This window comes from Rhizobium sp. M10, assembly GCF_002531955.1.
GTDB classification, from domain to species: domain Bacteria; phylum Pseudomonadota; class Alphaproteobacteria; order Rhizobiales; family Rhizobiaceae; genus Rhizobium; species Rhizobium etli_C.
The window spans coordinates 1-23540 of record NZ_NWTA01000035.1 but is presented as its reverse complement, the minus strand read 5'-3'; the positions used below and the strand labels follow the sequence as shown (position 1 = coordinate 23540).

36 protein-coding genes and 1 pseudogene are annotated in these 23540 nt (G+C 60.9%); 4 read left to right on the top strand and 33 right to left on the bottom strand.

All coding sequences use genetic code 11. The features are described from left to right. Nucleotides 1–3: 3 nt before the first annotated feature. Together CO671_RS30910 and CO671_RS30905 are read right to left on the bottom strand one after the other, a co-directional pair. Nucleotides 4–1320 (bottom strand): replication-associated recombination protein A, encoded by a 1317-nt coding sequence (locus CO671_RS30910; RefSeq protein WP_097608975.1) that lies wholly within the window; start codon nucleotides 1318–1320, stop codon nucleotides 4–6. Next, nucleotides 1317–2720, bottom strand: a complete 1404-nt coding sequence (locus CO671_RS30905; RefSeq protein ID WP_097608974.1) for a DegQ family serine endoprotease — start codon at nucleotides 2718–2720, stop codon at nucleotides 1317–1319. The genes CO671_RS30910 and CO671_RS30905 overlap by 4 nt, the downstream gene beginning before the upstream one ends. Before the next feature lie 258 nt (nucleotides 2721–2978). On the opposite strand from CO671_RS30905, the gene CO671_RS30900 reads away from it, so the two are divergent. Continuing rightward, entirely contained in the window at nucleotides 2979–3359 is a 381-nt protein-coding gene (locus CO671_RS30900) for a DUF1232 domain-containing protein (protein WP_097608973.1), read from the top strand. A gap of 21 nt (nucleotides 3360–3380) precedes the next feature. Further along, nucleotides 3381–3734, top strand: a complete 354-nt coding sequence (locus CO671_RS30895; protein ID WP_097608972.1) for a lysozyme inhibitor LprI family protein — start codon at nucleotides 3381–3383, stop codon at nucleotides 3732–3734. Nucleotides 3735–3773: 39 nt separating this feature from the next. Here CO671_RS30895 and ilvD read toward each other — a convergent pair whose 3' ends face one another. Beyond that, nucleotides 3774–5612, bottom strand: a complete 1839-nt coding sequence (gene ilvD, locus CO671_RS30890; RefSeq protein ID WP_097608971.1) for a dihydroxy-acid dehydratase — start codon at nucleotides 5610–5612, stop codon at nucleotides 3774–3776. Nucleotides 5613–5945: 333 nt separating this feature from the next. On the opposite strand from ilvD, the gene msrP reads away from it, so the two are divergent. Both msrP and msrQ read left to right on the top strand, forming a co-directional pair. Beyond that, the gene (gene msrP / locus CO671_RS30885; protein WP_097608970.1) at nucleotides 5946–6893 is read left to right on the top strand and encodes a protein-methionine-sulfoxide reductase catalytic subunit MsrP; all 948 of its coding nucleotides are present in this window, start codon (nucleotides 5946–5948) and stop codon (nucleotides 6891–6893) included. Then, on the top strand, nucleotides 6893–7564 hold the full coding sequence (gene msrQ / locus CO671_RS30880) for a protein-methionine-sulfoxide reductase heme-binding subunit MsrQ (RefSeq protein WP_097608969.1): 672 nt from the start codon (nucleotides 6893–6895) through the stop codon (nucleotides 7562–7564). The genes msrP and msrQ overlap by 1 nt, the downstream gene beginning before the upstream one ends. On the opposite strand, the gene CO671_RS30875 is transcribed toward msrQ, so the two are convergent. The 30 genes and pseudogenes from CO671_RS30875 to CO671_RS33525 all read right to left on the bottom strand — a co-directional run. Next, nucleotides 7561–7977: a DUF2809 domain-containing protein gene (locus tag CO671_RS30875; protein ID WP_245425049.1), complete on the bottom strand. Its 417-nt coding sequence runs from the start codon at nucleotides 7975–7977 to the stop codon at nucleotides 7561–7563. The two genes, msrQ and CO671_RS30875, sit on opposite strands and share 4 nt — an antisense overlap. A 17-nt stretch (nucleotides 7978–7994) precedes the next feature. Next, the gene (locus CO671_RS30870) at nucleotides 7995–8378 is read right to left on the bottom strand and encodes a VOC family protein (RefSeq protein ID WP_097608968.1); all 384 of its coding nucleotides are present in this window, start codon (nucleotides 8376–8378) and stop codon (nucleotides 7995–7997) included. Between the two features lie 87 nt (nucleotides 8379–8465). After that, complete coding sequence (rplQ, locus tag CO671_RS30865) at nucleotides 8466–8888, bottom strand: 50S ribosomal protein L17 (protein WP_010029289.1); 423 nt, start codon at nucleotides 8886–8888, stop codon at nucleotides 8466–8468. A gap of 123 nt (nucleotides 8889–9011) precedes the next feature. Beyond that, nucleotides 9012–10022 (bottom strand): DNA-directed RNA polymerase subunit alpha, encoded by a 1011-nt coding sequence (locus tag CO671_RS30860; RefSeq protein WP_003547579.1) that lies wholly within the window; start codon nucleotides 10020–10022, stop codon nucleotides 9012–9014. A 97-nt stretch (nucleotides 10023–10119) separates the two neighbouring features. Beyond that, nucleotides 10120–10509 (bottom strand): 30S ribosomal protein S11, encoded by a 390-nt coding sequence (gene rpsK, locus CO671_RS30855; RefSeq protein WP_003547577.1) that lies wholly within the window; start codon nucleotides 10507–10509, stop codon nucleotides 10120–10122. Nucleotides 10510–10642: 133 nt separating this feature from the next. Further along, on the bottom strand, nucleotides 10643–11011 hold the full coding sequence (gene rpsM, locus CO671_RS30850; protein WP_003573772.1) for a 30S ribosomal protein S13: 369 nt from the start codon (nucleotides 11009–11011) through the stop codon (nucleotides 10643–10645). A 221-nt stretch (nucleotides 11012–11232) separates the two neighbouring features. After that, on the bottom strand, nucleotides 11233–11883 hold the full coding sequence (locus CO671_RS30845) for an adenylate kinase (RefSeq protein WP_010031330.1): 651 nt from the start codon (nucleotides 11881–11883) through the stop codon (nucleotides 11233–11235). Next, entirely contained in the window at nucleotides 11880–13220 is a 1341-nt protein-coding gene (gene secY, locus CO671_RS30840; RefSeq protein ID WP_010031332.1) for a preprotein translocase subunit SecY, read from the bottom strand. The genes CO671_RS30845 and secY overlap by 4 nt, the downstream gene beginning before the upstream one ends. 235 nt (nucleotides 13221–13455) lie before the next feature. Next, complete coding sequence (gene rplO / locus CO671_RS30835; protein ID WP_010031333.1) at nucleotides 13456–13932, bottom strand: 50S ribosomal protein L15; 477 nt, start codon at nucleotides 13930–13932, stop codon at nucleotides 13456–13458. A 16-nt stretch (nucleotides 13933–13948) separates the two neighbouring features. Then, nucleotides 13949–14158 (bottom strand): 50S ribosomal protein L30, encoded by a 210-nt coding sequence (rpmD, locus tag CO671_RS30830; protein WP_003573781.1) that lies wholly within the window; start codon nucleotides 14156–14158, stop codon nucleotides 13949–13951. 13 nt (nucleotides 14159–14171) lie between these two features. Beyond that, nucleotides 14172–14741 (bottom strand): 30S ribosomal protein S5, encoded by a 570-nt coding sequence (gene rpsE / locus CO671_RS30825; RefSeq protein ID WP_003573784.1) that lies wholly within the window; start codon nucleotides 14739–14741, stop codon nucleotides 14172–14174. 133 nt (nucleotides 14742–14874) lie between these two features. Then, entirely contained in the window at nucleotides 14875–15237 is a 363-nt protein-coding gene (rplR, locus tag CO671_RS30820) for a 50S ribosomal protein L18 (protein WP_097584703.1), read from the bottom strand. Between the two features lie 12 nt (nucleotides 15238–15249). Then, nucleotides 15250–15783, bottom strand: a complete 534-nt coding sequence (gene rplF, locus CO671_RS30815) for a 50S ribosomal protein L6 (RefSeq protein ID WP_008521309.1) — start codon at nucleotides 15781–15783, stop codon at nucleotides 15250–15252. A gap of 42 nt (nucleotides 15784–15825) precedes the next feature. Then, nucleotides 15826–16224 carry a 30S ribosomal protein S8 gene (gene rpsH / locus CO671_RS30810; protein WP_003547562.1) on the bottom strand — a complete coding sequence of 133 codons (399 nt, stop codon included), beginning with the start codon at nucleotides 16222–16224 and terminating at the stop codon, nucleotides 15826–15828. A gap of 12 nt (nucleotides 16225–16236) precedes the next feature. Continuing rightward, on the bottom strand, nucleotides 16237–16542 hold the full coding sequence (gene rpsN / locus CO671_RS30805; RefSeq protein WP_003573787.1) for a 30S ribosomal protein S14: 306 nt from the start codon (nucleotides 16540–16542) through the stop codon (nucleotides 16237–16239). Between the two features lie 32 nt (nucleotides 16543–16574). Then, a complete protein-coding gene (rplE, locus tag CO671_RS30800; RefSeq protein WP_003573788.1) occupies nucleotides 16575–17132 on the bottom strand; it encodes a 50S ribosomal protein L5 in 558 nt (185 codons plus the stop codon). Further along, nucleotides 17125–17433 (bottom strand): 50S ribosomal protein L24, encoded by a 309-nt coding sequence (gene rplX / locus CO671_RS30795; RefSeq protein WP_004674929.1) that lies wholly within the window; start codon nucleotides 17431–17433, stop codon nucleotides 17125–17127. The genes rplE and rplX overlap by 8 nt, the downstream gene beginning before the upstream one ends. Before the next feature lie 12 nt (nucleotides 17434–17445). Then, nucleotides 17446–17814 (bottom strand): 50S ribosomal protein L14, encoded by a 369-nt coding sequence (gene rplN / locus CO671_RS30790; protein WP_003573790.1) that lies wholly within the window; start codon nucleotides 17812–17814, stop codon nucleotides 17446–17448. A gap of 262 nt (nucleotides 17815–18076) precedes the next feature. Continuing rightward, complete coding sequence (rpsQ, locus tag CO671_RS30785) at nucleotides 18077–18316, bottom strand: 30S ribosomal protein S17 (RefSeq protein ID WP_004674926.1); 240 nt, start codon at nucleotides 18314–18316, stop codon at nucleotides 18077–18079. 12 nt (nucleotides 18317–18328) lie between these two features. Next, complete coding sequence (gene rpmC / locus CO671_RS30780; protein ID WP_004674925.1) at nucleotides 18329–18529, bottom strand: 50S ribosomal protein L29; 201 nt, start codon at nucleotides 18527–18529, stop codon at nucleotides 18329–18331. An 11-nt stretch (nucleotides 18530–18540) separates the two neighbouring features. Beyond that, nucleotides 18541–18954: a 50S ribosomal protein L16 gene (gene rplP / locus CO671_RS30775; RefSeq protein WP_003573792.1), complete on the bottom strand. Its 414-nt coding sequence runs from the start codon at nucleotides 18952–18954 to the stop codon at nucleotides 18541–18543. A 38-nt stretch (nucleotides 18955–18992) separates the two neighbouring features. Continuing rightward, the gene (gene rpsC, locus CO671_RS30770; RefSeq protein ID WP_003573793.1) at nucleotides 18993–19727 is read right to left on the bottom strand and encodes a 30S ribosomal protein S3; all 735 of its coding nucleotides are present in this window, start codon (nucleotides 19725–19727) and stop codon (nucleotides 18993–18995) included. Further along, complete coding sequence (gene rplV, locus CO671_RS30765) at nucleotides 19727–20116, bottom strand: 50S ribosomal protein L22 (RefSeq protein ID WP_004674922.1); 390 nt, start codon at nucleotides 20114–20116, stop codon at nucleotides 19727–19729. Before rplV ends, rpsC begins: the two co-directional genes overlap by 1 nt. 2 nt (nucleotides 20117–20118) lie before the next feature. Then, nucleotides 20119–20397, bottom strand: a complete 279-nt coding sequence (gene rpsS, locus CO671_RS30760) for a 30S ribosomal protein S19 (RefSeq protein WP_003573797.1) — start codon at nucleotides 20395–20397, stop codon at nucleotides 20119–20121. Between the two features lie 15 nt (nucleotides 20398–20412). Further along, nucleotides 20413–21249 (bottom strand): 50S ribosomal protein L2, encoded by an 837-nt coding sequence (gene rplB, locus CO671_RS30755; RefSeq protein WP_097584701.1) that lies wholly within the window; start codon nucleotides 21247–21249, stop codon nucleotides 20413–20415. 11 nt (nucleotides 21250–21260) lie between these two features. Continuing rightward, nucleotides 21261–21554 (bottom strand): 50S ribosomal protein L23, encoded by a 294-nt coding sequence (locus CO671_RS30750; protein WP_003547550.1) that lies wholly within the window; start codon nucleotides 21552–21554, stop codon nucleotides 21261–21263. Further along, entirely contained in the window at nucleotides 21551–22171 is a 621-nt protein-coding gene (rplD, locus tag CO671_RS30745; protein WP_010028977.1) for a 50S ribosomal protein L4, read from the bottom strand. Before rplD ends, CO671_RS30750 begins: the two co-directional genes overlap by 4 nt. A gap of 13 nt (nucleotides 22172–22184) precedes the next feature. Continuing rightward, complete coding sequence (rplC, locus tag CO671_RS30740) at nucleotides 22185–22826, bottom strand: 50S ribosomal protein L3 (RefSeq protein WP_004674916.1); 642 nt, start codon at nucleotides 22824–22826, stop codon at nucleotides 22185–22187. Between the two features lie 33 nt (nucleotides 22827–22859). Continuing rightward, nucleotides 22860–23168, bottom strand: a complete 309-nt coding sequence (rpsJ, locus tag CO671_RS30735; RefSeq protein WP_003547547.1) for a 30S ribosomal protein S10 — start codon at nucleotides 23166–23168, stop codon at nucleotides 22860–22862. 304 nt (nucleotides 23169–23472) lie between these two features. Beyond that, a pseudogene (locus tag CO671_RS33525) lies at nucleotides 23473–23540 on the bottom strand (elongation factor Tu); the annotation flags it as partial.

Sequence of the window (23540 nt, the reverse complement as noted above, 5' to 3'; positions counted from 1 at the left end):
GGCTCAGCGCGGATTGCGCTCCTTGCGAAGCTTCGCCCACCATTCCAGCCGCTTGCGGATGTCGCGTTCGAAACCGCGTTCCGGCGGATCGTAGAAGGTCTGGCGGCCCATTTTCTCCGGAAAATAATCCTGGCCGGAAAAGGCGTCCGGCTCGTCATGGTCGTAGCGATAGCCTTCGCCGTAACCCTCGCCCTTCATTAGCTTGGTCGGGGCATTGAGGATGTGCTTGGGCGGCAGCAGCGAGCCGTTCTGCTTGGCGGCCTGGCTTGCGGCCTTGAAAGCCGTGTAGACGGCATTGGATTTCGGCGCGGTGGCGAGATAGACGCAGGCCTGGGCCAGCGCCAGCTCCCCTTCCGGCGAGCCGAGATACTCATAGGCATCCTTGGCGGCATTGCAGATCACCAGCGCCTGCGGATCGGCAAGACCGATATCCTCCACCGCCATGCGCACCAGCCGCCGGCCGAGATAGAGCGGATCCTCGCCGGCATCGAACATGCGGGCGAGATAATAAAGGGCGGCGTCGGGGTCCGAGCCGCGCACGGATTTATGCAGCGCCGAGATCAGATTGTAGTGGCCGTCCTGCGCCTTGTCATAGACCGGAGCGCGGCGCTGGACGATGCGCGTCAGGCCTTCGGTGTCGAAGGTCTCGCCTTCGCGCGCCGCGCGCCAGACCTCTTCGGCGAGGGTCAGCACCGCGCGGCCGTCGCCGTCGGCCATGCGGATCAGGCTGGCGCGCGCTTCCTCCCTCAGCGGCAGCGGCTTCTGCTCGATCGCCTCGGCGCGCTTCAGCAATTCTTCCAGGCTTTCCTCGTCATGCGATTTGAAGGTCAGGACGCGGGCGCGCGACAAAAGAGCGGCGTTGAGCTCGAAGGACGGGTTTTCGGTGGTGGCGCCGACGAGGATGACGGTGCCATCCTCCATGACGGGCAGGAAGCTGTCTTGCTGGGCGCGGTTGAAACGATGGATCTCGTCGACGAAGAGCAGCGTCTGACGGCCGTCCATGCGGCGCAGGCGGGCAGTCTCGAACACCTTCTTCAGATCGGCGACGCCGGAAAAGATCGCCGAGATCTGCTCGAAGGCCAGCCCCGCCTCGCCGGACAGCAGCCGCGCCACCGTCGTCTTGCCGGTGCCGGGCGGACCCCAGAAGATCATCGAGCCGAGCGAACCACTCTCGATCATCCGCTTCAACACGCCATCCTCACCGGTCAGATGTTCCTGACCGGTGACGTCGGCAAGCGTCTTCGGCCGCAACCGGTCGGCAAGCGGTCGCTTGGCGGCCACCTCTTCCGGAACGCGCGGCGCGAAGAGATCGTTGCTCATCGGAAGAATTGCCGGATGCGCTGACCGTCGCGCTCGATCTCCACCCGCCACAGGCCGGGGTCGCTCTCGGCGATCTCGGAAAGCTCGCTGGTGGTCTTCACATCGGTCCCGTTGATCGAGATGATGATATCCTTCGGCTCGAAACCGAGACGGGCGGCGGGCGAATCCTCCTTCACCTCGGATACCACGACGCCTGCCGATTCCGGCGGCATGCGCAGTTCGTCGGCGACACGCGGCGACAGGTTCTCAACGACGGCGCCGCTAAAGGGGGTGCGCCCGCCGATCGTGCGCTGATCTCGCGGCGAGGTTTCCGGGGCGCGATCGAGCGTCAGCGGCAGTTGCGCCTCGCGGCCGTTCTCGACGACAGTGAGGTTGACCGACTTGCCGAGACCGGCCGTCGTCAACCGGTAAAGCAGCGCATCTGGATGTTCGACAGAAATACCGTCGACCGCGGTGACGATTTCGCCGGCCTTCAGCCCGGCCTTGGCGGCCGGGCCGCCTTCCGAAACCTTGACGACGAGCGCGCCGCGAACCTTGTTCAGCCCCAGCGCCTCAGCGACTTCGGAAGTCACGGCATCGAAGCTGGCGCCGACATAGGGCCGCTCGAAGGATTTGACGCCGGCATCGGCCGAGGCGAGGAAGACCTTGACCAGATTGGCAGGAATGGCGAAGCCGATGCCGTTCGAGCCGCCGCCGCGCGAGAAGATCGCGGTGTTGATGCCGATCAGCTCGCCTTTCATATTCATCAAGGCGCCGCCGGAATTGCCGGGATTGATCGAGGCATCGGTCTGAATGAAGAAGCCGAACTCGTTCCTGACCACCTGGTTGCGGGCAAGTGCGGAGACGATACCGCTCGTCACCGTCTGGCCGACGCCGAAGGGATTGCCGATCGCCAGCACGAGATCGCCGACCTCGACCGCATCGGAATTGCCGATCGGCAATGTCGGGAAACTTTCCTTGGTGTCGATCTTCAGCACGGCAAGATCGACACGATCGTCCCGCAGCACCACTTTGCAGGGGAATTCGCGCCCATCAGGCAGCGCAACCTTGATGTCGTCGGCGCCTTCGACGACGTGATTGTTGGTCACAACTGTGCCGTTTGCCTCGACGATGACGCCGGAACCGAGCGAGGACTGCTTCTCCGAGCGGTTCGGCATCTGCTGGCCGAAGAACTGCTCGAAGAAGGGATCGCCGGCAAAAGGCGACTGCCGCCGGACGGTCTTTTCCGCATAGACATTGACGACGGCGCCCGACGTCTGTTTGACGAGCGGCGCGAAAGAGAGCTGCATCTGCATCTGGCTCTCGGGCACGGTCTTTGCGGTCTGCGCATTGGCCGCAGCCGGCAGAGCGAGCATAAGAGCGAGTAGCGAGACGGAGGCGCGCTTGAACAGGCCTTGCATGGGTATCCCTTTTGAATCCTCTTGTGGATCGTTTTAGAGCATGATGCCGAAAAGTGTGAGCGGTTTTCGGACGACATCATGCTCTAACTATTTAATGCGAACAGCATTCAGATTTCAGGTCGAACCGGCCTAAAATCATCCTGTTCTGCGGCCCGACGCTAGAAAGGAAAGAGGGCGGAAGCATGGAAGAATAAGGCAGACATGTTCCCGCGAGACTTCACTGGAAGTCTTTGCGAATTCGATTCAGGAAGACCGGCCATGCAACTGATATCAAAAGCCAAAATCTGGGCGAAGTCACTGAAGCGTGACATCGTCGCCCTATGGCTTGCTGCGCGCGATGCCAGGGTGCCCTGGTATGCAAAAGCAGTGGCGGGCGCCGTCGCGGCCTATGCCCTGTCGCCGGTCGATCTCATCCCGGATTTCGTTCCCCTGCTCGGCTATCTCGACGATCTCGTCATCGTGCCGCTCGGCATCCTGCTGGCGACGCGGCTCGTTCCGCCCGACTTAATGCGCGAGCTTCGCGAAGAAGCCGCAAGACGCATCGAACGCCCTTCCGGCCGGAGCGGCCTGATCTTCATGCTTGTCGTCTGGCTTGCCTGCATCATCTTCCTGGCTCTGGCAGTGCGCAAGCTGGTCTGATCGGCGGCAAGGAGACTTTGAATGATGACAACCAGAGCAATGACGGTAGCCCTTGGTTTTGCAGCTGCCATCTTCGCGTCGGACATGGCGCAGGCGGCAAGCTTCGACTGCGATGCGAAAGAATTGAAGCCGGACGAAAAGACGATCTGCGACAACCGCGCCCTCAACGATGCCGACGTGAAGATGGCGACGACCTTCGAGCTGCTCTCCGGCCTGCTGGCCATGGGCTCCCGCGGGACATTGCAGGACGAGCAGACGGCCTGGCTGAAGAAGCGGCAGGAATGCGGGGCCGATGCCGCCTGCCTCAAGGCCGCCTATGAGGAGCGGCTGAAGCAGCTCGGCGAGACCTATAAAAACATCAACCGGCCGCTTTGAAAGCGACCGGTCGACAGAGCAGTTGATCGATTCGAGCAATTAGCGGGCGTTCAGATCGCGCACAGCACCGCGATCGGCGCTCGTCGCGAAAGAGGCATAGGCCTTCAGCGCCGTGGTGACGTTGCGCTTGCGGACTTCTGTGGGATGCCAGCCCTTGCCATCCTGCTCGGCGCGGCGGGCGGAAAGCTCGGTTTCGCTGACGCGCAGGCTGATGGTGCGGTTCGGGATGTCGATATCGATCATGTCGCCTTCGCGCACCAGGCCTATCGTGCCGCCATTGGCCGCTTCCGGCGAGACATGGCCGATCGAGAGGCCGGAGGTGCCGCCGGAGAAGCGGCCATCGGTGATCAGCGCACAGGCCTTGCCGAGACCCTTCGACTTCAGATAGCTCGTCGGATAGAGCATTTCCTGCATGCCGGGGCCACCCTTCGGGCCCTCATAGCGGATGACGACGACATCGCCGGCCTTGATCTCGTTGGCGAGGATCGCCTTGACCGATGCATCCTGGCTTTCGAAGACCCGTGCCGGACCGGAGAATTTCAGGATCGATTCATCGACACCGGCGGTCTTGACGATGCAGCCGTCGACCGCGAGGTTGCCCTTGAGCACGGCAAGGCCGCCATCTTTGGAGAAGGGATGTTCGACCGAGCGGATGACACCGTTCTGGCGATCCGTGTCGAGGTCGTCCCAGCGGGCTTCCTGGCTGAAGGCGACCTGGGTGGGGATGCCGCCGGGAGCGGCGCGATAGAAATTGCGGACGGTGTCGCTGTTGGTGCGGGTGATGTCCCAGCGGTCGATGGCGTCGCCCAGCGTCTCGGCATGCACGGTCGGGCAATCGCGGTTCAGCAGCCCGCCCTTGTCGAGTTCTCCGAGGATCGACATGATGCCGCCGGCGCGGTGGACGTCTTCCATATGCACGTCGCTCTTGGCGGGCGCGACCTTCGACAGGCAGGGCACACGGCGCGACAGCGCGTCGATATCAGCCATGGTGAAATCGATCTCGCCTTCATGGGCGGCGGCCAGGATATGCAGGACGGTGTTGGTCGAACCGCCCATGGCGATATCGAGCGCCATGGCATTCTCGAAGGCCTGCTTGGAGGCGATGGTGCGCGGCAGCGCCGTGACGTCGTCCTGCTCGTAATAACGGCGGGCGAGATCGACGACCAGGTGGCCGGCCTCGACGAAGAGCCGCTTGCGGTCGGCATGGGTGGCAAGCGTCGAACCGTTGCCGGGCAGCGACAGGCCGAGCGCTTCCGTCAGGCAGTTCATCGAATTGGCGGTGAACATGCCGGAGCAGGAACCGCAGGTCGGACAGGCCGAGCGCTCGATGGTCTGGACGTCCTCGTCGCTGATCTTGTCATCGGCCGCGGCGACCATGGCATCGACCAGGTCGAGCGCATGCTTCTTGCCGTGCAGCACGACCTTGCCCGCTTCCATCGGACCGCCGGAGACGAAGACCGTGGGGATGTTGAGGCGCAGCGAGGCCATCAGCATGCCGGGGGTGATCTTGTCGCAGTTGGAGATGCAGACCATGGCGTCGGCGCAATGGGCATTGACCATATATTCGACGCTGTCGGCGATCAGCTCGCGCGACGGCAGCGAATAGAGCATGCCGTCATGGCCCATGGCGATGCCGTCGTCGACGGCGATGGTATTGAATTCCTTGGCGACGCCGCCGGCCGCCTCGATTTCGCGGGCGACGAGCTGGCCGAGATCCTTGAGGTGCACGTGGCCGGGCACGAACTGGGTGAAGGAATTCACCACCGCGATGATCGGCTTGCCGAAATCCGAATCCTTCATGCCCGTGGCGCGCCAAAGGCCGCGCGCGCCTGCCATGTTGCGGCCGTGGGTCGTGGTTCTGGAACGGTAAGCTGGCATTGGTGTTTTCCTCGACGTGTCGGAAATGATCAGGCGAAGCGAAGCGGCATGAAGCCTGCGGGCCGGGCGAACGCTGCCTTTTGCAATTGTCCTAATCCAATCGACAGGGCCTGTCACTACCGGCAAGGTCAAATCCGGTACGCTGCGGAGGGAGCACCTTGAGCGCCATCGAAGATATACGGTTCGGCGCGAGGTTTGGTTACAGCCTATTCCATCACAGCCGAACACAAAAAATTGGCTTCCCGTCGTCGAGATTCGAGGCATAGCTAATCCGAACATGCGGGCGGTTCGTTTAAGAACTATATTGAAGAAATCCGCCCTGGAGGTTTCGACATGCCAAGCTATCGCCCCCCGAAGATCGCCTCGTCGGAGATCACGCCGCGCCAGATCTATATGCGCCGCCGGGAATTCCTCGGTGCTGCAACGCTCGGCGCCATGGCGCTTTATGGCGCCGGCAAGGCGAGTGCGGCCGCCCTTTCGGCCGTCGAGAGCAAGTATAAGGTCGACGAGAAGCCGACGCCGCTCAAGGACGTCACCACCTACAACAATTTTTATGAGTTCGGCCTCGACAAGGGCGATCCCGCCGCGAATTCCGGCGCTTTCAAGCCGCTGCCCTGGACGGTCAAGGTCGACGGCATGGTCAACAAACCAGGCACCTTCGACCTCGAGGCGCTGATGAAGGAATTCCCGATCGAGGAGCGCACCTATCGGATGCGCTGCGTCGAGGCCTGGTCGATGGTCATTCCTTGGGACGGCTTTCCGCTGGCATCGCTCCTCGACAAGGTGGAACCGCTCGGCAGCGCCAAATACGTCGCCTTCGAAACCGTCGTGCGGCCGGAGGAAATGCCGGGGCAGAAGGGTTTCTTCCAGTCGCTCGACTGGCCTTATGTCGAGGGTCTGCGGCTCGACGAAGCGCGTCACCCGCTGACGCTGCTTGCCGTCGGGCTCTATGGCGAAACGCTGCCGAACCAGAACGGCGCGCCGATCCGCTTGGTCGTGCCATGGAAATACGGCTTCAAGGGCATCAAGTCGATCGTCAGGATCACCCTCACCGACCAGCAGCCGAAGAATACCTGGCAGGTGACCAATCCGCAGGAATACGGCTTCTACGCCAACGTCAATCCTGCCGTCGACCATCCACGCTGGAGCCAGGCGAGCGAGCGGCGCATCGGCGAAAGCGGCTTCTTCGGCGCGAGCCGCCGCCCCACCCTGCCCTTCAACGGCTATGCCGACGAGGTGGCGAACCTTTATGCCGGCATGGACCTGAAGGCGAATTTCTGATGGCAGAATTGTCGCTCGCCATCCCGAAACGTTGGCAACCCGCCTCCGTCTGGCTGCTTTATGTCGCGGGCCTGCTGCCGGCCGCCTGGACCTTCTATCTCGGCGCGACCGATCAGCTCGGCGCCGACCCGGTCAAGACCTTCGAGCTCTTCCTCGGCATCTGGACGATCCGCTTCCTGATCGCGACCCTTGCCGTCTCGCCGGCCCGAGAGCTGTTCGGCTGGAACTATCTGCGCTACCGCCGCGCGCTCGGCCTGCTGACCTTCTACTACGCGCTGATGCACTTCACCGTCTACATGGTGCTCGACCAGGCGATGGATATCCAAGCCGTCATCAACGACGTGCTGAAGCGCCCTTTCATCATGTTCGGCATGGCGGCGCTGGCGATGCTCGTTCCGCTGGCGGTGACATCCAATAACTTCTCGATCCGCCGCCTCGGCGCGAACTGGAACTGGCTGCACCGCCTCGTCTACATCATCGCCGCCAGCGGAGCGCTGCATTTTGCCCTCTCGACCAAGATCCTCGATCTCGAACAATATATTTACGTTGGGCTGATCATCGCGCTCATCCTCTACCGTTCCTGGCGGCCGATCGCCCGCAGCCGGAAGAAGGCACAAGGCGGGCCGCGCGGCCGGCCCGTGGGCTCATCAGCTTCGCGACAATCAGTTTAACGCCGCTCAGGCGAAGATGGCCTATGTGCGGGATCAAAAGCATAGGCCGCAGCTATCCCGATCGCGTAAGCCAAAATATTCCAAGGCGAGAAGACCCGCCCAAGCAGTAAGGCTCCGGCAGTCGTCAGTCGAAATGCATCGAGCCCGGGTGTGTGGTAGAGCCGGAAGAATTCAACGCAGATGGCAACCGCCAGCGCCAACGCTGCAATTCCTGCGGGCGGCATTCTTGCTGTGAGAGCTGTAACGGCAAGCGCCAGCAGGACATAAACCATGGATCCCCAAAGCAGCGATCCACCATATTTGACGAGGAAGAAGGGTAGACCGGCTGCATCGCCGAAGCGTCTGAGCGTCAAACCAAAAACAATGATGAGCAGCAGGGCTGCGAAGCGTCGGGCTTGCATGCGCCCGAGCATATGTCGAAAGACACCTTTCACGCTGCGACTGTCGGCTGATTGATCATCGCCTCGATATTGTAACCGTCGGGATCCAGTACGAAGCAGGCGTAATAATCGGGCGCGTATTCCGGGCGTGGGCCGGGAGCGCCGTTATCCCCGGCGCCGGCTTCGAGTGCGGCGTGATGGAAGGCATCGACCTCGGCCTTGTTGCGCGCCCTGAAAGCGACGTGAATCCGGGTCAGAGGCGGCGGGCTATCGGCCTGCTGGATCTCGAACAGGCAGCCATCGCCGATCTCGAAGGCCCAGAAGACGTTCTCCTTACCGAAGGTAAGCTTGTAACCCAGGGGTAAGAACGCTTTTTCGTAGAAGAGCTTGCTCTTCGACAAATCACCCACCGCGACGGTTATGTGGTCGATCATGGCGCTGCTCACTCATCAAAAACGCCGGCACAAACGAAAAAGCCGGGCGCAAGGCCCGGCTTTCCAGCTTTCCGAAATCGGAAAATCTTAGGCAGCGACGGCCTGCTCTTCGGCAGCGACGCGGGCCTTGTCGGCTGCGCCCTTGGCATAGGTGTCGCGATCAACGAATTCGACAACGGCCATAGCGGCATTGTCGCCCTGGCGGAAGCCGGCCTTCATGATGCGCAGGTAACCGCCGTTGCGGGTGGCGTAACGCGTTGCGATCGTGTCGAACAGCTTCGAAACGACGGCGGCGTCGCGGATCTGCGAAATCGCCTGACGGCGAGCGTGCAGGTCGCCGCGCTTGCCGAGCGTGACGAGCTTCTCGACGATCGGACGGATTTCCTTGGCCTTCGGCAGGGTCGTGACGATCTGCTCGTGGGTAATCAGCGAAGCCGCCATGTTGGCGAACATCGCCTTGCGGTGGCTTGCAGTTCTATTCAGCTTGCGGCCGGCTTTACCATGGCGCATTGCTATTCTCCTTTAATGCAGGTGCCCTTACACTAAGTGGGCCTGCCGTTTCCTGGCACATGCAGGCGATCGGCCTGCTGTTTGACGGGGAAAGGCAGTCGAAAGAGCCTGCCTTTTGTTTTCTCAATACTGGTCTTCGTAACGCTTGGCGAGATCTTCGATGTTCTCGGGCGGCCATGCCGGCACTTCCATGCCGAGGTGCAGGCCCATGGAAGCGAGAACTTCCTTGATTTCGTTCAGCGACTTGCGACCAAAATTCGGTGTGCGGAGCATTTCTGCTTCGGTCTTCTGAATGAGGTCGCCGATGTAGACGATGTTGTCGTTCTTCAGGCAGTTTGCCGAACGGACCGACAGTTCGAGTTCGTCCACCTTCTTCAGGAGAGCCGGGTTGAAAGCGAGTTCGGTGACTGCTTCCTCTTCGGTTTCCTTCTGCGGCTCGTCGAAGTTGACGAAGACGCCAAGCTGATCCTGGAGAATGCGCGCCGCGAAAGCGACGGCGTCTTCGCCGGTGATCGAGCCATCGGTTTCGATGGTCATGTTCAGCTTGTCGTAGTCGAGAACCTGTCCTTCGCGGGTATTTTCAACCTTGTAGGACACCTTCTTGACCGGCGAATAAAGGCTGTCGACCGGGATGAGACCGATCGGAGCATCTTCCGCACGATTGCGTTCGGCCGGAACGTAGCCCTTGCCGTTGTTGACGGTGAATTCCATGCGGATTTCGGCGCCCTCGTCGAGCGTGCAGATCACATGCTCGGGGTTGAGGATTTCGATATCGCCGACCGTCTGGATGTCGCCAGCCGTAACAACGCCCGGGCCCTGCTTGCGCACGACCATGCGCTTTGCGTCGTCGCCATCCATCTTGATGGCGATTTCCTTGATGTTGAGCACGATGTCCGTGACGTCTTCGCGGACGCCCGGAATCGAGGAGAATTCATGCAGTACGCCGTCGATCTGCACCGCCGTGACGGCGGCACCGCGCAGCGAGGAGAGCAGAACGCGACGCAGCGCGTTGCCGAGGGTGAGGCCGAAGCCGCGCTCCAGCGGTTCGGCAACGAGCGTCGCCCTGGTGCGCGAGCTCGAAGAGAACTCCACCTTGTTCGGCTTGATCAGTTCCTGCCAGTTCTTCTGAATCATGAGTTTGCCTTCCGTTCGTTGCCACCATCCAATCGTGGCAACCGAGCTTGAAAACCACCGGGAGCGCGAAGGCGCTCACCGGTGACGATAGCGATGATCAGACGCGGCGCTTCTTGCGCGGACGGCAGCCATTGTGCGGGATCGGGGTCACGTCGCGGATGGACGTGATCATGAAACCCGCAGCCTGGAGCGCGCGCAGAGCCGATTCACGACCCGAACCCGGGCCGCAGACTTCGACTTCCAGCGACTTCATGCCGTGCTCCTGGGCCTTCTTGGCGCAGTCTTCGGCAGCGATCTGGGCGGCGAACGGGGTCGACTTGCGCGAGCCCTTGAAGCCCTTGGCGCCAGCCGACGACCAGGCGATCGCATTGCCCTGCGCATCGGTGATGGTGATCATCGTGTTGTTGAAGGTCGAGTTGACGTGAGCGACACCCGACGAGATATTCTTGCGCTCGCGACGGCGAACGCGGACGGCTTCCTTAGCCATGCTATTCCTTTCGTTGATCTCTTCACCGCCGTAATACCAGCGGCTACACCGGAACGGCGCCTATATGGTCCCGCTCCAAACTCAAAAGAGGCCGGCGCAGACCGCCAGCCCCCTCATCCCGGTTTCCCGGAAATTACTTCTTCTTACCAGCGATTGCCTTTGCCGGGCCCTTGCGGGTGCGGGCATTGGTGTGCGTGCGCTGACCGCGGACCGGAAGGCCGCGGCGATGACGCAGGCCGCGGTAGCAGCCGAGGTCCATCAGGCGCTTGATGTTCATCGCGGTATCGCGACGAAGATCACCCTCGACCTGATAGTCACGGTCGATGGCTTCGCGGATCTGAAGGACTTCGGCGTCCGTCAGCTGATGCACACGGCGTTCAGCCGGGATACCGACCTTCTCGACGATTTCCTGTGCGAATTTCGGACCGATCCCGTGAATGTAGGTCAGCGCGATGACAACGCGCTTTGCAGTCGGGATGTTGACGCCAGCGATACGTGCCACGCCTGTTCTCCTTGCATTCCAGTTGCCATCCGGCAAGTGGGCTTCGTTATGCGGTCTTTGGAACCGCTCGTTCAGATTTACGTCCGCAACATGTCAAAACGACCGCACCCGGACTTCCCTGGGAAATCCGCGCCGATCGCATGGAATGTCGCGAGTTGGCGCGGTGTTTAGCGGAATCAGTGCTGAAAAGCAACCGCTCCGCCAAGTTTATTTTCAAAGCCTTAAAGCTTGGAAAGAATGGTTTCGACCTCGGCTGTCACCTGGTCGATCTCCGCCATGCCGTCGACGGACTTGAGTTTGCCCTTGGCATAGTAGTAGCCGATCAGCGGCGAGGTTTCCTTGTAGTAGACCTCGAGACGCTTGATCATCGTCTCGGCGTTGTCGTCAGGACGACGCTTGAAGTGAGTCGAACCGCACTTGTCGCACACGCCTTCCTCGACCGGAACCTTGTCCGTGTCATGATAGACAGTGCCGCACTGAGCGCAGGTGTAACGGCCATCCACGCGGCGGACGAGCTCCTGGTCGTCGACGCGAAACTCGATAACCACCGAAAGGTCGAGTCCCTTGGCTTTGAGCATCGCCTCGGTGGCGTCCGCCTGGACCAACGTCCTCGGAAAGCCATCGAGAATGAAACCGTCGGCGCAATCGGGCTGATCGATTCGCTCGGAAACGATGGCGATGACGATCTCATCCGAGACAAGCTTGCCGGCGTCCATGACGGCCTTCGCCCGCTTGCCGACTTCCGTACCGGCATTGACCGCCGCACGCAGCATATCGCCCGTGGAAAGCTGCGGAATGCCGTGCTTTTCCACGATCCGCTGGGCTTGGGTTCCCTTACCCGCGCCCGGCGGCCCCAAAAGGATAAGTCTCATCGCCCCCTCTTTCCTCCACGCAGCTTCGATTTCTTGATCAGGCCTTCGTATTGCTGCGCGATCAGGTGACCCTGGATCTGTGCAACCGTATCAAGAGTTACGCTAACCACGATCAAAAGCGAAGTCCCACCAAGGGATAATGGAATGCCGGTTTGCGACACCAAGATCTCCGGAAGGATGCAGACGAAGACGAGATAGATCGCGCCGATCACCGTGATGCGGGTCAGCACGTAGTCGATATATTCGGCGGTGCGCTCACCCGGACGGATGCCGGGAATGAAGCCGCCGTGCTTCTTCAGATTGTCGGCCGTATCCTTCGGATTGAAGACGATGGCCGTGTAGAAGAAGGCGAAGAAGGCGATCAGCGCCGCGTAGAGCACCATGTAGAGCGGCTGACCATGGCCGAGCGCCGCAACGATCGACGTTGCCCAGGCCGGCATCGCGGTGGTGCTGGCAAAGCCCGCAATCGTTGCCGGCAGCAGCAGCAGCGACGACGCGAAAATCGCCGGGATGACGCCCGAGGTGTTGAGCTTCAGCGGCAGATGCGAGGTGTCGCCCTGGAACATGCGGTTGCCGACCTGGCGCTTCGGATACTGGATCAGCAGCCGGCGCTGCGCACGTTCGACGAAGACGATGACGCCGATGACGCCGATCGCGACGAGAATGACGAGCAGGATCAGCGGCGTCGACAGCGCGCCGGTGCGGCCAAGTTCGAGCGTGCCCGCCAGAGCCGAGGGAAGACCGGCGGCGATGCCGGCGAAGATGATCAGCGAAATGCCGTTGCCGATGCCGCGCGAGGTGATCTGCTCGCCGAGCCACATCAGGAACATCGTGCCGCCGAGCAGCGTCAGGACGGTGGAAACACGGAAGAACAAGCCCGGCTCGACGACGAGGCCCTGGCCACTCTCGAGACCGGCGGCGATGCCGTAAGCCTGCAACGCACCCAGAATGACGGTGCCGTAGCGGGTGTACTGGTTGATGATCTTGCGCCCCTGCTCGCCTTCCTTCTTCAGGTTTTCGAGCGCCGGCACGACCGAGGTCATCAGCTGCACGATGATCGAGGCGGAGATGTAAGGCATGATGCCGAGCGCGAAGATCGCCATGCGCTCGACGGCGCCGCCGGAGAACATGTTGAAAAGGCCGAGAATGCCGCCTGCCTGGCCGCGGAAAGCCTGGGCATAGGCTTCGGGATTGAGACCCGGAAGCGGAATATGGGTGCCGAGCCTGTAGACGAGGAGAGCTGCCAGTGTGAACCACAGGCGCTTCTTCAAATCCTCGGCTTTGGCAAAGGTCGAAAAATTGAGGTTGGATGCCAATTGTTCCGCTGCAGAAGCCATGCGATTCTCCGCGCTACCAATTCCGACCGTCTCTGGGGGATAGGCCGGCCCCGGAATCAGTATGAAAATTATTCAAAACCGGGCTTGGAACGGATTGCAGCGCAACCCCATGCCTCACCCTTGTTTCCAGTCTTACCGGCATGACGCGGGCGCGCCAGCCAACATTTTGTGAGGCCCACATATGGGAGCAAAATCGCCCGGTGTGAAGCACCCCGGGCGACATATCATCAGATTATTATTCGGCTGCAACAGGAGCCGAAAGCAGCGTCACGCTGCCGCCGGCCTTTTCGATCTTCTCGACGGCAGGCTTGGAAGCGCCTGCGACGACGATGGTGATCTTGGCCTTGAGCTCGCCGTCGGCGAGAACGCGGACGCCGTCCTTGGCGCGGCGGATGACGCCGGCTGCCTTGAGGGAGGCTGCGTCAACGGTGGCCTTCGCATCGAGCTTGCCGGCGTCGATCGCGGCCTGGATGCGGCCGAGCGACACGACGACGAAGTCGGAAGCGAAGATGTTGTTGAAGCCGCGCTTCGGCAGGCGACGATAGATCGGCATCTGGCCGCCTTCGAAGCCGTTGATGGCGACGCCGGAACGGGACTTCTGACCCTTCACACCGCGACCACCGGTCTTGCCCGAGCCCGAGCCGATACCGCGGCCGAGGCGCTTGCGGCTGTGGGTCGAGCCTTCGTTGTCCTTGATTTCATTAAGTTTCATGAGCGTTTCCTCCGTCTCACTTCTCGTCGACGACGCGAACGAGATGCTGGACAGCACGGATCATGCCACGAACCGAAGGAGTATCCTCCAGCGTGCGGCGACGGTGCATCTTGTTCAGTCCGAGACCGATCAGCGTGCGCTGCTGGACGTCCGGACGGCGTATCGGGCTGCCGACCTGTTCGATCGTGACAGTCTTCGCTTCAGCCTTCTTGGTAGCCTTGGCCATTGGTCAGCTCCTCTTATTCTTCAGAGGCGTTGCCGGAGGCGCTACGACGAGCCTGCAGCGTTGCATACTTGATGCCGCGCTGAGCTGCGATGTCCTTCGGGTGAACCTGGTGCTTCAGAGCGTCGAAGGTGGCGCGAACCATGTTGTAGGGGTTCGACGAACCGGTCGACTTGGCGACGACGTCGTGCATGCCGAGCGTTTCGAAAACGGCGCGCATCGGACCGCCGGCGATGATGCCGGTACCGACCTTGGCCGAGCGCAGCAGAACCTTGCCGGCGCCGTGGCGGCCATGAACGTCGTGATGCAGCGTACGGCCGTCACGCAGCGGTACGAAGATCAGTTCGCGCTTGGCGGCTTCGGTTGCCTTGCGGATGGCTTCCGGCACTTCGCGTGCCTTGCCATGGCCGAAGCCGACGCGGCCCTTCTGGTCGCCGACGACGACGAGTGCTGCGAAACCAAAACGACGGCCGCCCTTGACGACCTTGGCGACGCGGTTGATCGCGACAAGCTTGTCGACGAATTCGCTATCGCGCTCTTCACGGCTCTGGCGGTCTTCCCGCTGCGGCCTTCTTTCCTGTGCCATTGTCCTCTTCCTTTTTCTTTTCCGGGTGCAATCGGCAAACAAATGTGGACCGCATCAGCCTCCCCTTTCTTGAGGAGTGCCTTGCGATCCGGCGAAAATCCGGCCGGCGCAAAAGCGTCCGGCCGGAAACTGATCAGAAGGTGAGACCGCCTTCGCGGGCTGCATCGGCAAGCGCCTTGATGCGGCCGTGATAGATGAAGGCGCCACGGTCGAACACGACCTCGGTGACGCCCGCCTTCGAAGCGCGCTCTGCAACGAGCTTACCGACGAGGGCAGCTGCTGCGGTGTCAGCACCGGTCTTCAGAGAACCGCGCAGATCCTTGTCGAGGGTCGATGCGGCGGCAAGCGTCTTGCCGGCCACATCATCGATGATCTGGGCATAGATGTTCTTCGAGGAGCGATGAACCGACAGGCGCGGACGGCCATTGGCCACCGACTTGATATGACGGCGCACGCGGTTGGCACGACGTGCAAGTGCTTCTTTCCTGCTAGCCATTTCGCGTGATCCTTACTTCTTCTTGCCTTCTTTGCGGACGATCCGCTCGTCAGCGTACTTGACGCCCTTGCCCTTGTAAGGCTCGGGACCGCGATATTCGCGGATTTCGGCGGCGACCTGACCGACCTGCTGCTTATTGATGCCGGAGACAACAATTTCAGTCGGCTTCGGCACAGCGATCGTGATGCCGACCGGCGGCTCATAGATCACGTCGTGGCTGAAGCCGAGGGCCAGCTGCAGGTTCTTGCCCTGCAGGGCGGCGCGGTAGCCGACGCCGTTGATTTCAAGCTTGCGCTCGAAGCCGTCCTTGACGCCCTTGAAAATGCCTTCGATCATCGTGCGGGACATGCCCCACTTCGAACGTGCATCTTTGGTCTGGTTCACGGGCGTCACAACGACCGCGTTGTTTTCGAGCTTGAGGCTGATTTCGTCGTTAGCAACGAAAAACAGCTCGCCCTTCGGGCCCTTTGCAGTGACCTTCTGGCCATCGACCGTAGCCGTGATCCCAGCAGGCACCTGAACGGGCTTTTTACCGATACGAGACATGTTTCAATCCTGTCTGTTCGCTATGGAGATCTTTGCCCGATCTTAGAAGACCGAGCAAAGAACCTCGCCGCCAACGTTCTGTTCGCGAGCCTGGTGATCGGCCATCACGCCCTTCGGAGTCGAAAGGATGGTGATGCCGAGGCCGTTCGCGACCTGCGGAATGGACTTGACCGAGACATAAACCCGGCGGCCCGGCTTGGACACACGGCCGATCTCGCGGATCACCGATGCGCCTTCATAATATTTCAGCTCGATGCTGAGTTCCGACTTGCCATTGCCGAAATCGACAACGGAATAGCCACGGATGTAGCCTTCGGACTGCAGGACATCGAGAACACGCGCACGGAGCTTGGACGCAGGCGTCGAGACCGACGACTTGCGGCGGGAAGCGCCGTTACGGATACGGGTGAGCATATCGCCCAACGGATCAGTCATTGTCATCTAACCTGCTCCTTACCAGCTCGACTTGACGATGCCCGGCACCTTGCCGAGATTGCCCAGTTCACGCAGCGCAATACGCGACATGCGCAGTTTGCGGTAATATGCGCGCGGACGCCCCGAAACTTCGCAACGGTTGCGAATACGGGTCTTCGATCCATCACGCGGCAGGGATGCCAGCTTGATCGAGGCCTTGAACCGCTCTTCGATCGGAAGAGCCTGGTTCATGATGATCGCCTTCAACGCAGCCCGCTTAGCGGCCTGGTTGGCGACCGTAGTACGGCGGCGCTTGTTCTTTTCAACTGCGCTTGTCTTCGCCATGTCAGGTTCCTTTTCTACGCTCGTCGTTACGGTTATTGACGGAACGGGAAGCTGAACTCTTTCAGAAGAGCCCGTGCTTCGTCGTCGGTCGTCGCCGTCGTGCAAACGATGATGTCCATGCCCCACATCTGATCAACCTTGTCGTAGTTGATCTCAGGGAACACAATGTGCTCCTTGATGCCCATGGCGAAGTTGCCACGGCCGTCAAAGCTCTTCGGGTTCAGGCCGCGGAAGTCGCGAACGCGCGGGAGCGCGATGTTCACGAGACGGTCCAGGAACTCGTACATGCGGGCGCCGCGCAGGGTGACCTTGGCGCCGATCGGCATCTGTTCGCGGACCTTGAAGCCTGCGATAGAGTTGCGTGCACGGGTGATGACCGGCTTCTGGCCGGCGATCGCTGCGAGGTCGGCGGCAGCTACCGTCGGCTTCTTCGAGTCAGCGGTCGCTTCGCCGACACCCATGTTGATCACGATCTTGTCGAGCTTCGGGATCATCATCTCGTTGGCGTAGGAGAACTGCTCCTGCATCGCCTTGCGGATGCGCTCGACATATTCCTTCTTGAGCCGCGGCTCGTACTTTGCCTCAGCCATCGATCACTTCTCCAGAACGCTTGGCCACGCGGACCTTTTTGCCGTCAACGACCTTGAAACCGACGCGGGTCGGCTTGCCGTCCTTGTCGACGATTGCAATGTTGGACAGGTGAACCGGGGCTTCCTTGTTGATGATGCCGGCTTCCTGGGTCTGCGTCTGGCGCTGGTGGCGCTTGACGACGTTGACGCCACGAACGACCGCACGATCTTCCTTCGGCATGACCTGAACGACTTCGCCGGTGCGGCCCTTGTCCTTGCCAGCGAGCATGACGACCTTGTCGCCTTTACGAATCTTCTGCATCGCTTCCGCTCCTTACAGTACTTCGGGAGCCAGCGAGATGATCTTCATGTGGTTCTTGGCGCGAAGTTCGCGCGGAACCGGTCCGAAGATACGGGTGCCGATCGGCTCTTTCTTGTTGTCGATGAGGACTGCTGCGTTGGTGTCGAAGCGGATGACCGAGCCATCCGGACGACGGATGTCCTTGGCGGTGCGAACGACAACCGCCTTCATCACGTCACCCTTCTTCACGCGGCCGCGCGGGATCGCTTCCTTGATCGAAACGACGATGACGTCGCCGATCGAGGCATACTTGCGCTTCGAGCCGCCCAGCACCTTGATGCACATGACACGACGTGCGCCGGAATTATCCGCGACGTCGAGGTTTGTTTGCATCTGAATCATATCAGGTCGCCTTCTTGGTTTACCGGAATGGTTGGGCCTAGGCCCCCTACTCCGGCTTATGAAAATGTTCGCCGGCCAACCTGCCGTAAGGCAAGTAGGAACGCGGCAATAGCTGAATAGCGCGGGGTCGATCGTGCCAGGGTGGTTTCCCGAACGGGACCTTCCGTGCGCTCAAAGCAAAAGAACGCCCGGCATTCGAGCGTTCTGACGCTGCTTCATACAGATATTTCGGCGAGACGCAAGGCCTCGCACAAAATTCTGTTTACTTGCCCTGGGCGGCGATCACCGTCCAGCGCTTGTCCTTGGAGATCGGCGCGCATTCCTCGATGGATACGGTATCGCCGATCTTGTACTGGTTGTTTTCGTCGTGGGCCTTGTACTTCTTGGAACGACGAACGGTCTTCTGGAGCAGCGGGTGAGCGAAACGACGCTCGACGCGAACCACTACCGTCTTCTCGTTCTTGTCGCCAACGACGACGCCCTGCAGGATGCGCTTCGGCATATGTTTCTTCCTTTAGGCCTTAACTTCTGCCGCCTTCTGGCGGGCAATGGTTTTGACGCGGGCGATGTCCTTGCGGACTTCGTTGATGCGCGAGGACTTTTCGAGCTGGCCGGTCGCCTTCTGGAAGCGCAGGTTGAACTGCTCCTTCTTCAGCTTGGCAAGCTCGTCCTTGAGTTGGTCGGCGGTCAACGCGCGAACATCTGAGGCTTTCATGAGCTCAATCCTTACTCTGCAATGCGCTGTACGAAGCGCGTCTTGACCGAGAGCTTGGCAGAGCCGAGACGAAGCGCCTCACGGGCGATCTCTTCGCTGACGCCGTCGATCTCGAACATCATACGACCGGGCTTGACCTTGCATGCCCAGTACTCAACGGAGCCCTTACCTTTACCCATGCGGACTTCGGTCGGCTTTGCGGTTACCGGAACATCCGGGAACACGCGGATCCAAACACGGCCGGCGCGCTTCATGTAACGCGTGATCGCGCGGCGGGCCGCTTCGATTTCACGTGCGTTAACGCGGTTCGGCTCCTGAGCCTTCAGGCCGAATTCGCCGAAGGCAAGGTCGGAACCGCCCTTGGCTACGCCCTTGATGCGGCCCTTGAACTGCTTGCGGTACTTAGTACGCTTTGGCTGCAACATTTTCTTACTTCTCCGAGCTTATCTTTCGCCAGCGCTAATTACGCGTTGTCGCGTTCGCGGCGACGATCGCCACGGTCGCGTTCGCGGCTTGCCGGACCCTGTGCGTCGCCTTCCAGCGCGCGACGTTCGGAAGCCATCGGATCGTGCTCAAGGATTTCGCCCTTGAAGATCCAGACCTTGATGCCGCAGATACCGAATGCAGTTTCGGCTTCAGCCGTACCGTAGTCGATGTCAGCACGCAGGGTGTGCAGCGGAACGCGGCCTTCGCGGTACCATTCCGTACGAGCGATTTCCGCGCCGCCGAGACGGCCGGCGCAGGTGATCTTGATGCCTTCGGCGCCAAGACGCATCGCGGACTGAACGGCGCGCTTCATGGCGCGGCGGAAAGCCACGCGGCGCTCGAGCTGCTGGGCGATCGACTGAGCGACCAGCGTCGCGTCAACTTCGGGCTTGCGCACTTCGACGATGTTGAGGTGCGTTTCCGAGTTGGTCATATCCGACAGCTTCTTGCGGAGCTTGTCGATGTCGGCGCCCTTGCGGCCGATGATCAGGCCCGGACGGGCCGAGTGGATCGTGACGCGGCACTTCTTGTGCGGACGCTCGATGACCACCTTGGAGATCCCGGCCTGCTTCAGTTCGCTCATGACGAACTTGCGCATTTTCAGGTCTTCGTGCAGCAGCTGGCCGTACTCGGCATTGTCCGCGAACCAGCGGCTATCCCAGGTACGATTGATGCCGAGACGGAAACCGATCGGATTGATTTTCTGACCCATTATGCGGCCTCCTCTGCTGCCTGCACTTCACGAACGACGATCGTCAGGTGCGCGAAGGGCTTTTCGATGCGCGACGCGCGACCGCGGCCACGAGCGTGGAAGCGCTTCATGACGATCGACTTGCCGACATAGGCCTCGGCGACGACGAGTGCGTCGACGTCGAGATCGTGGTTGTTCTCGGCGTTGGCGATCGCGGATTCGAGCGTCTTCTTGACGGCGCCCGCGATGCGCTTGCGGGAGAACTCCAGCTCAGCGAGTGCACGCTCGACCTTCTTGCCGCGGATGGCCGCAGCAACCAGGTTGAGCTTCTGGGGGCTGACGCGGAGCGTGCGGGCGACTGCTTGCGCCTCGTTGTCCTTCAGCCGGCGTTCGGCTTTTGCCTTGCCCATTGTTACTTCCTCTTCGCCTTCTTGTCCGCGCCGTGACCGTAGTAGGTGCGGGTCGGAGAGAATTCACCGAATTTGTGGCCGACCATGTCTTCATTGACGCTGACCGGGATATGCTTGCTGCCGTTGTAGACGCCGAAGGTAAGACCGACGAACTGCGGCAGGATCGTGGAGCGACGGCTCCAGATCTTGATCACTTCTGCACGTCCGCCTTCACGAACCTTCTCAGCCTTCTTGAGAAGATAGCCGTCAACGAACGGACCTTTCCATACTGAACGAGCCATTGGAGACTTCCTCTCTTACTTCTTACGCTGATGACGCGAGCGCATGATCATCTTGTCGGTCGACTTGTTCGACCGGGTGCGCTTGCCCTTGGTCGGCTTGCCCCATGGTGTCACCGGATGGCGACCACCGGAGGTGCGGCCTTCACCACCGCCGTGCGGATGGTCGACCGGGTTCATGACGACACCGCGGTTATGCGGACGCTTGCCGCGCCAAACGGTACGACCGGCCTTGCCGTCGTTGATGTTGGCGTGGTCCGGGTTCGAGACGGCGCCGATCGAAGCGAGGCAGATGCCGCTGACCAGACGCTGTTCACCGGAGTTCAGGCGAAGGATCGCCATGCCCTGGTCACGACCGACGAGCTGCGCGTAGGAACCGGCGGAACGGGCGATCTGACCGCCCTTGCCCGGCTTCATTTCCACGTTGTGGATGATGGAGCCGACCGGGATGTACTGCAGCGGCATGGTGTTGCCGGGCTTGACGTCGACAGCCTTTTCCGAAGCGATCACCTTGTCGCCGGCAGCAAGACGCTGCGGAGCGATGATGTAGGCCTGTTCGCCGTCGGCATAGCTCACCAGCGCGATGAAAGCCGTGCGGTTCGGGTCGTATTCGATACGCTCGACCGTGCCTTCGACATCGAACTTGCGACGCTTGAAGTCGACCAGACGGTAGGTACGCTTGTGACCGCCGCCGATGAAGCGGGCAGTGATGCGGCCGAGGTTGTTACGACCGCCGCTCTTGCTCAGACCTTCCGTCAGCGCCTTGACCGGCTTGCCCTTGTAGAGCGAGGAGCGGTCCACGATGACCAGCTGACGCTGGCTCGGGGTCGTCGGATTGAATGTTTTCAATGCCATTTTCTTATTCCTCAGAGACCGGTGGAGACGTCGATCGTCTGGCCTTCAGCCAGCGTCACGACAGCCTTCTTCACGTCCTTCTGCTTGCCGACAAAACCGCGGAACCGCTTGGTCTTGCCCTTGCGCAGCAGAGTGTTGACGGCCGTGACCTTGACGCCGAACAGCGCCTCGACCGCAGCCTTGATTTCCGGCTTCGTCGCCTGCTTGGCGACATTGAAAACAACCTGGTTGTTCTCGGAGACCAGCGTGGACTTTTCGGTGATCGCCGGGGAGACGATCACATCGTAGTGGCGGAGATCGGTCACTTGAATCGCTCCTCTAGCGCTTCAACCGCAGCCTTGGAAAGCACGAGCTTGCCGCGGCGCACGATGTCGTAAACGTTGATGCCCTGGATCGGCAGAACATCGATGTTCGGGATGTTCTGAGCTGCGAGCTTGAAGTTGCCGTCAAGCTCTGCGCCGCCGATGAAAAGGGCGTTGGTCAGGCCGAGCGTCTCGAAAACGGACGCGAGAGCCTTGGTCTTGGCTTCGGCGGCGACCAGGTTGTCGATGACGATGACGTCATCGGCCTTGATCTTGGCCGAAAGGGCGTGGCGAAGGCCAAGCGCGCGAACCTTCTTCGGAAGGTCGTGCTCGTGGCTGCGGACAACCGGGCCGTGGGCCTTGCCGCCGCCGCGGAACTGCGGAGCGCGAGCCGAATGGTGACGAGCGCGGCCCGTACCCTTCTGCTTGTACATCTTGGCGCCGGTGCGCGAAACTTCAGCGCGGCCCTTTGCCTTGTGCGTGCCCTGCTGCTTCTTGGCAAGCTGCCAGCGGATGACGCGGGCGAGAATGTCTTCGCGGGGCTCGAGGCCGAAAATTTCGTCCGAAAGGGAAACCTTCCCGGCGTCTTTTCCCTCGAGGGTCTTGACGTTCAATTCCATTGATCTGGCTCCCTTACTTCGCGGCCGACTTGACGGCGTCGCGCACGATGATCCAGGCACCCTTGGAACCGGGAACAGCACCCTTGATCAGGATCAGACCACGATCTTCGTCGGTCGAAACCACTTCCAGGTTCTGCGTCGTGACGCGCGTCTGGCCCATGTGACCAGCCATCTTCTTGTTCTTGAAAACCTTGCCCGGATCCTGGCGCGAGCCGGTCGAACCGTGCGAACGGTGCGAAACCGACACACCGTGCGTGGCACGCAGACCGCCGAAACCGTGGCGTTTCATGGCGCCGGCAAAACCCTTACCGATCGTCGTGCCCGTCACGTCGACGAGCTGACCGGCGGCAAAGTGACCTGCCTTGAGCTCGGTGCCGATCTCGAGCAGATTGTCTTCCGAGACGCGGAATTCTGCGAGCTTGGCCTTCGGCTCGACGTTTGCGACAGCAAAGTTGCCGCGCATCGCCTTCGACGTGTTCTTCACCTTCGCCTGGCCTGCACCGAGCTGAACTGCGGTATAGCCATTCTTTTCGACAGTGCGCGTGGCAACGACCTGGCAGCCGTCCATACGCAGTACCGTTACCGGGACATGCTCGCCGGCGTCGTTGTAGACGCGGGTCATTCCCACCTTCTGTGCAATCACACCTGAACGCATCGGTTCAATCCTTCCAACTCAGCTCGAGCAAGCTCAGAGCTTGATCTCAACATCGACACCGGCGGCGAGATCGAGCTTCATCAGCGCGTCTACCGTCTGCGGGGTCGGGTCTACGATGTCGAGAAGGCGCTTATGCGTGCGCATCTCGAACTGTTCGCGGCTCTTCTTGTCGATGTGCGGGGACCGGTTGACCGTAAACTTCTCGATGCGGGTCGGAAGCGGAACGGGGCCCCGGACGCTTGCACCGGTGCGCTTCGCCGTCGACACGATCTCGCGCGTAGAAGCATCGAGAATCCGGTGATCGAACGCCTTCAGGCGAATGCGGATATTTTGGCCGTTCATTCGACGTTATCCTTGTGTTTGTTTTCCACATGTCTTTGGACAAGACACGGGTTGTTCTTTCTTCCTAAGGCGGACCACCGGTTTCAAAGATCGAGAGGGCGCCGAAGCGGAACCCTATCCAGTCTTCAGGGCCTTCTAGCCCACCTTAATTGGTTGTTTAGTCGCCGCTTCGTTATCCGAAGCAGCACGCAAATCGCGCTCGCGCGCCATTTGCTATATTTCTGTGTAATAAGCAAGCGGCTTGCGCCGCCTGCTTCATAATAATGTCATCGAATCGGCCACTCCGCCGGAGCGGCCGAAGGAATTACTCGACGATCGAGGCGACGATACCGGCGCCGACCGTGCGGCCGCCTTCGCGGATGGCGAAGCGCA

Coding starts and splice junctions, on each gene's coding strand:
- rpmC (WP_004674925.1), bottom strand. CDS start 18,529: ATGAAAGCCTCAGATGTTCGCGCGTTGACCGCCGACCAACTCAAGGAC.
- CO671_RS30900 (WP_097608973.1), top strand. CDS start 2,979: ATGCAACTGATATCAAAAGCCAAAATCTGGGCGAAGTCACTGAAGCGT.
- rplC (WP_004674916.1), bottom strand. CDS start 22,826: ATGCGTTCAGGTGTGATTGCACAGAAGGTGGGAATGACCCGCGTCTAC.
- msrP (WP_097608970.1), top strand. CDS start 5,946: ATGCCAAGCTATCGCCCCCCGAAGATCGCCTCGTCGGAGATCACGCCG.
- rpsC (WP_003573793.1), bottom strand. CDS start 19,727: ATGGGTCAGAAAATCAATCCGATCGGTTTCCGTCTCGGCATCAATCGT.
- rplR (WP_097584703.1), bottom strand. CDS start 15,237: ATGGCTAGCAGGAAAGAAGCACTTGCACGTCGTGCCAACCGCGTGCGC.
- rplX (WP_004674929.1), bottom strand. CDS start 17,433: ATGCAGAAGATTCGTAAAGGCGACAAGGTCGTCATGCTCGCTGGCAAG.
- CO671_RS30860 (WP_003547579.1), bottom strand. CDS start 10,022: ATGATTCAGAAGAACTGGCAGGAACTGATCAAGCCGAACAAGGTGGAG.
- rpsE (WP_003573784.1), bottom strand. CDS start 14,741: ATGGCACAGGAAAGAAGGCCGCAGCGGGAAGACCGCCAGAGCCGTGAA.
- CO671_RS30905 (WP_097608974.1), bottom strand. CDS start 2,720: ATGCAAGGCCTGTTCAAGCGCGCCTCCGTCTCGCTACTCGCTCTTATG.
- rpsJ (WP_003547547.1), bottom strand. CDS start 23,168: ATGAACGGCCAAAATATCCGCATTCGCCTGAAGGCGTTCGATCACCGG.
- rplF (WP_008521309.1), bottom strand. CDS start 15,783: ATGTCTCGTATCGGTAAAAAGCCCGTTCAGGTGCCTGCTGGGATCACG.
- secY (WP_010031332.1), bottom strand. CDS start 13,220: ATGGCTTCTGCAGCGGAACAATTGGCATCCAACCTCAATTTTTCGACC.
- CO671_RS30875 (WP_245425049.1), bottom strand. CDS start 7,977: ATGCTCGGGCGCATGCAAGCCCGACGCTTCGCAGCCCTGCTGCTCATC.
- rpmD (WP_003573781.1), bottom strand. CDS start 14,158: ATGGCCAAGGCTACCAAGAAGGCTGAAGCGAAGACTGTCACGATCGAA.
- rpsH (WP_003547562.1), bottom strand. CDS start 16,224: ATGACAATGACTGATCCGTTGGGCGATATGCTCACCCGTATCCGTAAC.
- ilvD (WP_097608971.1), bottom strand. CDS start 5,612: ATGCCAGCTTACCGTTCCAGAACCACGACCCACGGCCGCAACATGGCA.
- rplO (WP_010031333.1), bottom strand. CDS start 13,932: ATGAAACTTAATGAAATCAAGGACAACGAAGGCTCGACCCACAGCCGC.
- rplD (WP_010028977.1), bottom strand. CDS start 22,171: ATGGAATTGAACGTCAAGACCCTCGAGGGAAAAGACGCCGGGAAGGTT.
- msrQ (WP_097608969.1), top strand. CDS start 6,893: ATGGCAGAATTGTCGCTCGCCATCCCGAAACGTTGGCAACCCGCCTCC.
- rplE (WP_003573788.1), bottom strand. CDS start 17,132: ATGGCTGAGGCAAAGTACGAGCCGCGGCTCAAGAAGGAATATGTCGAG.
- rplQ (WP_010029289.1), bottom strand. CDS start 8,888: ATGCGCCATGGTAAAGCCGGCCGCAAGCTGAATAGAACTGCAAGCCAC.
- rplV (WP_004674922.1), bottom strand. CDS start 20,116: ATGGGCAAGGCAAAAGCCGAACGCCGGCTGAAGGACAACGAGGCGCAA.
- CO671_RS30910 (WP_097608975.1), bottom strand. CDS start 1,320: ATGAGCAACGATCTCTTCGCGCCGCGCGTTCCGGAAGAGGTGGCCGCC.
- rpsS (WP_003573797.1), bottom strand. CDS start 20,397: ATGGCTCGTTCAGTATGGAAAGGTCCGTTCGTTGACGGCTATCTTCTC.
- CO671_RS30895 (WP_097608972.1), top strand. CDS start 3,381: ATGATGACAACCAGAGCAATGACGGTAGCCCTTGGTTTTGCAGCTGCC.
- rplN (WP_003573790.1), bottom strand. CDS start 17,814: ATGATTCAGATGCAAACAAACCTCGACGTCGCGGATAATTCCGGCGCA.
- rplP (WP_003573792.1), bottom strand. CDS start 18,954: ATGTTGCAGCCAAAGCGTACTAAGTACCGCAAGCAGTTCAAGGGCCGC.
- rplB (WP_097584701.1), bottom strand. CDS start 21,249: ATGGCATTGAAAACATTCAATCCGACGACCCCGAGCCAGCGTCAGCTG.
- CO671_RS30870 (WP_097608968.1), bottom strand. CDS start 8,378: ATGATCGACCACATAACCGTCGCGGTGGGTGATTTGTCGAAGAGCAAG.
- rpsQ (WP_004674926.1), bottom strand. CDS start 18,316: ATGCCGAAGCGCATCCTGCAGGGCGTCGTCGTTGGCGACAAGAACGAG.
- CO671_RS30845 (WP_010031330.1), bottom strand. CDS start 11,883: ATGAGACTTATCCTTTTGGGGCCGCCGGGCGCGGGTAAGGGAACCCAA.
- rpsK (WP_003547577.1), bottom strand. CDS start 10,509: ATGGCTAAGGAAGCCGTCCGCGTTCGCCGTCGCGAGCGCAAGAATATC.
- rpsN (WP_003573787.1), bottom strand. CDS start 16,542: ATGGCGAAGACAAGCGCAGTTGAAAAGAACAAGCGCCGCCGTACTACG.